This window comes from Streptomyces sp. YIM 98790 (genome assembly GCF_011421595.1).
Taxonomy (GTDB): domain Bacteria; phylum Actinomycetota; class Actinomycetes; order Streptomycetales; family Streptomycetaceae; genus Streptomyces.
This window is the reverse complement of the sequence record NZ_WTLH01000248.1, coordinates 1-7,235: the sequence shown is the minus strand read 5'-3', so window position 1 is coordinate 7,235 and position 7,235 is coordinate 1. Positions and strand designations below refer to the sequence as shown.

The following is a 7,235-nucleotide window of genomic DNA, read 5'->3' as shown; positions in this document are numbered from 1 at the left end:
CCCGGCGGCCCCGGCGGCCCCGGCGGCCGGAACCGCGCCGGGGAGCGGGGGCAGGAGCGCTGGCAGGACGAGGTGCGCCGGGCCCGGCAGGAGGCCAAGGAGGAGGTCCGCCGGGCGCGTTCGGAGGCGCGGCGGGCCAGGGAGGAGGCCCGCTGGGCCGGCCGCGAGGCCCGCGACCACTTCGAGCAGGCCGCCCGCCGCATTCAGGAGCGGGTGCAGCGGCACACCTCCGCGGGCGACTGGCAGGCCGCGGTCCGCGAGGGCCTGGAGGGCCTGAGCCGGGAGTTCGGCGGCCTGGGCGGCCGGATCACCGACCGCACCACCCCCTGGCCGTTCTGGGGCGGCGCCCCGCCCCAGAAGGCCCCCGGGGACGCCGGCACCGCGCCGGACGGCGAGCAGGGCGCGGAGAGCGGCCCGGAGGCGGAGATGAGCGCCGAGGAGCGGCTGCGGGAGCTGGAGCGGCTGCTCGACCGGGTCCGGGACGACGTCCGCGACGCCGCCCGCGACCACGGCGTCACCCCGGAGCAGTTGCGCGACGCCCGCCGCCGGCTGTCCGCCACCGCCGCCCACCTGGTGGCCCTGATCCGCAGCCCCGAGGAGTACCGCAGGGCCCGCGGCGGCCGGCCGGGCGAGGAGGACTGACCCGGGCCGGCCGCACCAGGGCCGGCACGTGCTCGGCGCCCGGCGGGCGCCGGCGTGCTCACACGGTGAAGACGATCTTGCCGAACAGGTCGCCCCCGGCCATCCTGGCGAAGCCCTCCCGGGCCCGGGTGAGCGGCAGCACGGTGTCGATCACCGGGCGGACGTTCCTCGCCGCGCAGAAGTTGAGCAGCCCGGCCAGCTCCTCCTTGGACCCCATGGTGGAGCCGACCACCTTCAGCTCCAGGAAGAAGATGCGGTTCAGCTCGGCCGCCGCAGGATTCGGGCCGGAGGTGGCACCCGAGATCACCAGGACCCCGCCGGGCCGCAGCGCCTTGACCGAGTGCGACCAGGTGGCGGCGCCCACCGTCTCCAGCACCGCGTCCACCCGGTGCGGCAGCCGCGCGCCGGTCTCGAACGCCGCCTCCGCACCCAGGTCCACCGCCCGCCTGCGCTTGGTCTCGTCGCGGCTGGTGGCGAACATCCGCAGCCCGGCCGCGGCGCCCAGCACGATCGCCGCCGTCGCCACCCCGCCGCCCGCGCCCTGCACCAGCACGCTGTCGCCGGGCCGGACCCCGGCGTTGGTGAACAGCATCCGGTAGGCGGTCAGCCAGGCGGTGGGCAGGCAGGCCGCCTCCTCGAAGGACAGCTCCTTCGGCTTGGGCACGATGTTCCACTGCGGCACGGAGAGCTGCTCGGCAAAGCTCCCCTGGTACTTCTCGGTCAGGATGGTGGGCCGCTCGCGCGGACCCACGCCGTGGCCGCTGGCCCCGACGACCGGGTAGACCACGACCTCGTTCCCGTCGGCGTCGGTGCCGGCCGCGTCGCAGCCGAGGATCATCGGGAGCTGCTCCTCGGCCAGGCCGACGCCGCGCAGCGACCAGATGTCGTGATGGTTGAGCGAAGCGGCCTTCACATGGACGACGGCCCAGTTCGGGGGCGCCAGCGGCTCCGGCCGCTCCCCCAACTCCAGTGCGTTCAGCGGCTGGTCACGGTCGAAACGGGCGGCATAGGCGGCAAACATGATCCTCAAGCTAATCCCGCGCCCCGGCGCATACCAGGGGGAGCGCCGGGAAGCGATTCAGATCACCGGACCGCACGCTCCGGGGTTCCTTGGCCGTCCACGAACTGGAACCATGGGAACACTCAGCGGCACGGCAGCCCTCGCCCGCACGACGGCGCCACCCGTGCCGCGGCGGACGCGGGGACCGGCCAGGAGCGCCAGGGGCGCCCGGGAGCACGCGGCGGCTGTGCGGGGATGACGCGGGGATGGGGTACCGATCATGACCGAGTTCTTTCTGCGACGGCTCAGCCGCTGGCAGGCGGAGGACCAGCGCAACGACATCGCGGACGTGCACGCCGAGTCCTACCGGGACAGCCCGGGCGCCGCGCTCCACGACCGCCAGGACTTCCTGCGCCGTTTCGCCGAGCACGTCCAGCAGCCGGATTTCGACCTGGTGCTGGCCTGTGCGCCCCAGGTGGTGGGCTGCGCCTACGGCTTCCGCATCGACCGGGACGGAAGCTGGTGGGACCGCTTCTCCCAGGTGCCGGAGGAACTGGCCGGGCTGACCGAGGTGGCCGACTCCCGGCAGCTGTTCGTGATGGCCGAGCTGATGGTGCGGCCCGCGCACCGCCACCGCGGGGTGGGCGGCCGGCTGCACGACCAGCTTCTGGCACGCAGCAGCGCGCCGCGGGCGGTCACCCTGCTGGAACCGGGGAACGGCGCCGCGCGCGCCGCGCTCCAGGGCTGGGGCTGGGTGCACTCCGGCAAGGTGCACCCGCGCGGGGACACCGCCCCGCTGGAGGCATGGACCCGCCCCCTCGTCCGGTGACCTCCGCCGGCCCGGGCAGACGGGGCCGACGGGGCCGACGGCGCCGACGTCCGGGCCGCGGAGCAGTCACAAGACCTTGGACAGGAACGCCTTGGTGCGCTCGTGCCGCGGGCTGGTCAGCACATCGCGCGGATGCCCGGCCTCCACGACCACCCCGCCGTCCATGAAGACCAGGGAGTCGCCGACCTCGCGGGCGAAGCCCATCTCGTGGGTGACGACGATCATCGTCATGCCCTCCTCGGCGAGCTGCCGCATCACGTCCAGCACCTCGCCGACCAGCTCCGGGTCGNGCCGACCTCGCGGGCGAAGCCCATCTCGTGGGTGACGACGATCATCGTCATGCCCTCCTCGGCGAGCTGCCGCATCACGTCCAGCACCTCGCCGACCAGCTCCGGGTCGAGCGCCGAGGTGGGCTCGTCGAAGAGCATCAGCTTGGGATCCATGGCCAGTGCCCGGGCGATGGCCACCCGCTGCTGCTGGCCGCCGGAGAGCTGCGCCGGGTAGGTGCGCATCCGGTCGCTCAGCCCGACCCGCTCCAGCAGCTCCACCGCCCGCTCCCTGGCCCGGGCCCTGGGCACGCCCTTGACCTGGACCGGCGCCTCCATCACGTTCTCCAGCGCGGTCATGTGCGGGAAGAGGTTGAAGCGCTGGAAGACCATGCCGATGTCCCGGCGCTGGGCGGCGACCTCGCGCTCCTTCATCTCGTAGAGCTTGTTCCCCTTCTGGCGGTAGCCCACCAGACGGCCGTCCACGTACAGCCGGCCGGCGCTGATCTGCTCCAGGTGATTGATGCAGCGCAGGAAGGTGGACTTGCCCGAGCCGGACGGGCCCACCAGGCAGAACACCTCGCCGCGCCGCACCTCCAGGTCGATGCCCCTGAGCACCTCGACCGCGCCGAAGGACTTGTGGACCTGCTCGGCCCTGACCATCGGTTCGCCGCTCATACCGTCACCTCCCCGGAGCCGCCGCGGACCTTGCTGCGGACCCGGAACGACGTGAGCTGTGCGCGGATCCGCTGGAGCGGGGTGGGCGGCAGACGGTGGTCGCTGCCCCTGGCGAAGTACCGCTCCAGGTAGTACTGGCCGATGGAGAAGACCGTGGTCAGCAGCAGGTACCAGACCGAGACCACGATCAGCATCTCCATCACCGCCAGCGTACGGGAGGAGATGTTGCGGCCCGCCAGGAAGAGTTCCTGGTACTGGATGGCGTAGGCCAGCGAGGAGGTCTTCAGCATGTTGATGAACTCGTTGCCGGTCGGCGGCACGATCACCCGCATGGCCTGCGGCAGCACGATCCGGCGCATGGTTCTGGGGCCGGACATGCCCAGGGCGTGCGCGGCCTCGGTCTGGCCGCGGTCCACCGAGAGGATGCCGGCCCGGCTGATCTCGGCCATGTAGGCGGCCTCGTTCAGGCCCAGGCCCAGCAGCGCGGCCACGAACGGGGTCATCACCTCGTTCATGTCCTCCTCCCAGAAGCCCAGGTCGAGGGTCGGGAAGACCAGCGCCAGGTTGAACCAGAGGAAGAGCTGGACCAGCACCGGGGTGCCGCGGAAGAACCAGATGTAGGCGTAGGAGACGCTGGACAGCACCGGGTTGGCGGACAGCCGCATCACCGCCAGGACCACCCCGAGCACCACGCCCAGCAGCATGGCGAGCAGGGTGATCCACAGGGTGTTGAGGGCGCCGTCGATGATGGTCTCGGCGTCCAGGTAGTCGCCGACGACCTCCCAGGCGATGTCGGCGGTGCGGAACGCCTGCACCACCAGGGCCAGCAGGAACAGCACGATCGCGGCTGAGATCCAGCGGCCGTAGTGGCGGACCGGGATGGCCTTGATGGCCTCGGGGGGCACCTTGCCGACCCCTCCGGTCTCGGGGGGCGCGGAGCCGGCCCCGGCGCCGCTGGTGGCGGCCCTGCCGGGGTCCGGCTCCTGGTCACGGGTGTCGGACACGGGGAATGCCTTCGTTAGCCGTCGCTGCTGCTACTGGTGCTGCTACTGGTGCTGGTGCCGGTGACGGTGGTGGCCGGGGTCACTCGCCGGCGTTGACCGTGGCGGTCTCGATGGCGCCGGTCTCGGCGTTCCACTCCTGGAGCACCTCGGCGTAGTCGCCGTTGTCGATGACGGCCTGGACCGCCTTCTGCAGCGCGTCGCGCAGCTCGGGGTTGTCCTTCGGCACGGCGATGCCGTACGGCGCGGCGTCGATCTGCTCGCCGACCACCTCGAACAGCTCGCCGTCGCGGGCGGTCAGCGCGTTGTACAGGGCCACCGGGAAGTCGGTGACCACCACGGCGGCGCGGCCGCTCTGGAGCTGGGTGATCGACTCGTCGTCGGTGTCGTTGACCAGCATCTCGATGGGCTCGTCGCAGGAGGCGTTCTGGGACTCCACCAGGGCCTCGTTGGCGGTGCCGCGCTGCGAGGCGACGGTCAGGCCGCACAGGTCCTCCAGGCCCTGCACGCCCTCGGGGTTGCCCTTGGCGACCAGGATCGCCGAGCCGGCCTTGAAGTAGTTGACGAAGTCGGCGCCGCCCTCGGCGTCCTCGGAGATGCCCTCCTGGCGCTCCTTGGTGTCCGTCATGGCCGACATGATGATGTCGTAGCGGCCCGAGTTCATCCCCAGGATCAGGCCGTCGAAGGTGCCGTTGATGAACTCGAACTCGACGCCGAGCTGCTCGCCCAGGGCCTCCGCGATGTCCGGGTCGATGCCGTCCACCTCGTTGTTCTCGTTCATGAACTCGATCGGCGCGTAGGCGATGTCCGAGCCGACCTTGATCTTCCCGGCCTTCTGGATCTCCTCGGGCAGCTCGTCGTACAGCGGCGCCTCGGAGCCGGCGGGAGCGTCCTTCGCGCCGGAGTCGCCGTCGTCGTCCCCGCAGGCGGTGAGCAGCAGCGCGCCGGCCGCGGCGAGGGCGGTGGCGGCGGCGAGACGGGAACGCCGGCGGCGGGGGGTCATGGCGGTCATCGCGGGGTCCTCCTGCGGGGGTGGGTATCGCCGGGGTGCCGGGACACGTCATCGGGAGCCCGGTGGATGGGATGACCGGCATCTTGCCATCCGGACAGGGCCGGGCGGCCCCGTCGGACGTCAAGATCGGATAACGGACACTCCCTACCGGTGACCGGAAAACGGTAACTGGCGGAAAGGGAGCATTGACCTCGATGTGGTGAGAGATGTATCACCGCGCTTCCGTTTCTGACGGTTTTGGACCGCCTCCCCGAGCAGGCCCGACAGGTGGCGTGAACACGCCCGGAGTCCGCCCCGGAACGTGCCACGGCTCACGGCGGGCCGAAATCACTCGATTGCTGCTGCGGTGATCCTGTAGAACGGTCCGTTACACCCCTCACCCGGGGACCTGGGCGCGTGTGCGGCGCGTCCGGCGTCCGCTCCGGTCCCTGGAGGGCGGCCATCCGCCCGACAGACCGCGGACGTGGTTGCCCGCCCGCCTCCCGACCGGGAAGCGGTCCCTCGAACAGTGATGCGAATAAGGGGTCAGACCACGTGTCGTCCGACATTGTCAATGCAGAAAGCGATCAACTGACCGACGGACTGCCCGGCGGACTGCCGGAAGGGGACGGGCCGGACTCGGCCTTCGCCCTGCACCGGGGCGGCAAGATGGCCGTCCGGGCCACGGTCCCGGTGCGCAACGCCGACGATCTCTCCCTCGCCTACACGCCCGGGGTGGCGCGGGTGTGCGCGGCCATCGCGGAGCAGCCGGAGCTGGTGCACGACTACACCTGGAAGTCGCAGGTGGTGGCCGTGGTCACGGACGGCAGCGCGGTGCTGGGTCTGGGGGACATCGGTCCCGAGGCGTCGCTGCCGGTGATGGAGGGCAAGGCGATCCTGTTCAAGCAGTTCGCGGGGGTGGACGCGGTGCCGATCGCCCTGGACTGCCGCGACCCGGACGAACTGGTGGAGACGGTGGCCCGGATGGCGCCGTCCTTCGGCGGCATCAACCTGGAGGACATCGCGGCACCGCGCTGCTTCGAGATCGAGCGCAAGCTCCAGGACCGGCTGGACATCCCGGTCTTCCACGACGACCAGCACGGCACCGCGGTGGTCACGCTGGCCGCGCTGCGCAACGCGGTCCGGCTGACCGGGCGGCGGATGGCGGATCTGCGGGTGGTGATCTCCGGGGCCGGGGCGGCGGGCGCGGCCATCGCCAAGATCCTGCGGGGCGCGGGCGCCGGCGAGATCCTGGTCTGCGACCGCAAGGGCATCGTCTCCCAGGACCGCTCCGACCTCACGCCCGCCAAGCGCGAGCTCGCCGGCCTCACCAACCCGCGGGGCCTCACCGGCCCGCTGGCCACGGCCATGAAGGGCGCGGACGTCTTCGTCGGGGTCAGCGGCGGCACGGTGCCCGAGGAGACCGTGGCCACCATGGCGCCGGACGCCTTCATCTTCGCCATGGCCAACCCGGACCCGGAGATCCGGCCGGAGATCGCCCGCAAGTACGCCGCGGTGGTGGCGACCGGGCGCAGCGACTTCCCCAACCAGATCAACAACGTGCTCGCCTTCCCCGGGATCTTCGCGGGCGCGCTCCAGGTGCGGGCGTCGCAGATCAGCGAGGGCATGAAGCTCGCCGCGGCCGAGGCGCTGGCGGCCGTCGTCGAGGACGAACTCAGCCCGTCGCTGGTGATCCCGTCGCCCTTCGACGAGCGGGTGGCCCCGGCCGTCGCCGCCGCGGTGGCCGCCACGGCCCGCGCGGAGGGCCTCGCCCGCCGCTGAGGCGCGCCGCGCCACCTTGATCCCGCTCACCCGCCGCGCCGCGGCG

The 7,235-nt window shown here is 72.2% G+C and carries 5 protein-coding genes and 3 pseudogenes; 3 read left to right on the top strand and 5 right to left on the bottom strand.

Annotation, left to right across the window (positions count from 1 at the left end):
- Positions 1–642: pseudogene (locus GQS09_RS25765) on the top strand (PadR family transcriptional regulator); the annotation flags it as partial.
- 58 nt (positions 643–700) lie between these two features.
- Here the strand turns inward: GQS09_RS25765 and GQS09_RS25760 are convergent.
- Entirely contained in the window at positions 701–1,663 is a 963-nt protein-coding gene (locus GQS09_RS25760) for a zinc-binding dehydrogenase (protein WP_165989951.1), read from the bottom strand.
- 259 nt (positions 1,664–1,922) lie between these two features.
- On the opposite strand from GQS09_RS25760, the gene GQS09_RS25755 reads away from it, so the two are divergent.
- On the top strand, positions 1,923–2,471 hold the full coding sequence (locus GQS09_RS25755; protein WP_165989950.1) for a GNAT family N-acetyltransferase: 549 nt from the start codon (positions 1,923–1,925) through the stop codon (positions 2,469–2,471).
- Between the two features lie 66 nt (positions 2,472–2,537).
- On the opposite strand, the pseudogene GQS09_RS31135 reads toward GQS09_RS25755, so the two are convergent.
- The 4 genes and pseudogenes from GQS09_RS31135 to GQS09_RS25735 form a co-directional block, all read right to left on the bottom strand.
- Positions 2,538–2,666 (bottom strand): annotated as a pseudogene (locus GQS09_RS31135) (ectoine/hydroxyectoine ABC transporter ATP-binding protein EhuA); the annotation flags it as partial.
- Positions 2,667–2,773: 107 nt separating this feature from the next.
- Positions 2,774–3,415, bottom strand: a pseudogene (locus GQS09_RS25745) (amino acid ABC transporter ATP-binding protein); the annotation flags it as partial.
- Positions 3,412–4,419: an amino acid ABC transporter permease gene (locus tag GQS09_RS25740; RefSeq protein WP_165989948.1), complete on the bottom strand. Its 1,008-nt coding sequence runs from the start codon at positions 4,417–4,419 to the stop codon at positions 3,412–3,414. The pseudogene GQS09_RS25745 and the gene GQS09_RS25740, both read right to left, overlap by 4 nt.
- Before the next feature lie 79 nt (positions 4,420–4,498).
- The gene (locus tag GQS09_RS25735) at positions 4,499–5,428 is read right to left on the bottom strand and encodes an ABC transporter substrate-binding protein (protein ID WP_165989947.1); all 930 of its coding nucleotides are present in this window, start codon (positions 5,426–5,428) and stop codon (positions 4,499–4,501) included.
- A 534-nt stretch (positions 5,429–5,962) separates the two neighbouring features.
- Here GQS09_RS25735 and GQS09_RS25730 point away from each other — a divergent pair.
- Complete coding sequence (locus GQS09_RS25730; RefSeq protein WP_165989946.1) at positions 5,963–7,189, top strand: NADP-dependent malic enzyme; 1,227 nt, start codon at positions 5,963–5,965, stop codon at positions 7,187–7,189.
- Positions 7,190–7,235 lie beyond the last annotated feature (46 nt).

What these genes read in the sequence shown, in the direction of transcription:
- GQS09_RS25755 (WP_165989950.1), top strand. Translation starts at nt 1,923, where the DNA reads ATGACCGAGTTCTTTCTGCGACGGCTCAGCCGCTGGCAGGCGGAGGAC.
- GQS09_RS25735 (WP_165989947.1), bottom strand. Translation starts at nt 5,428, where the DNA reads ATGACCGCCATGACCCCCCGCCGCCGGCGTTCCCGTCTCGCCGCCGCC.
- GQS09_RS25760 (WP_165989951.1), bottom strand. Translation starts at nt 1,663, where the DNA reads ATGTTTGCCGCCTATGCCGCCCGTTTCGACCGTGACCAGCCGCTGAAC.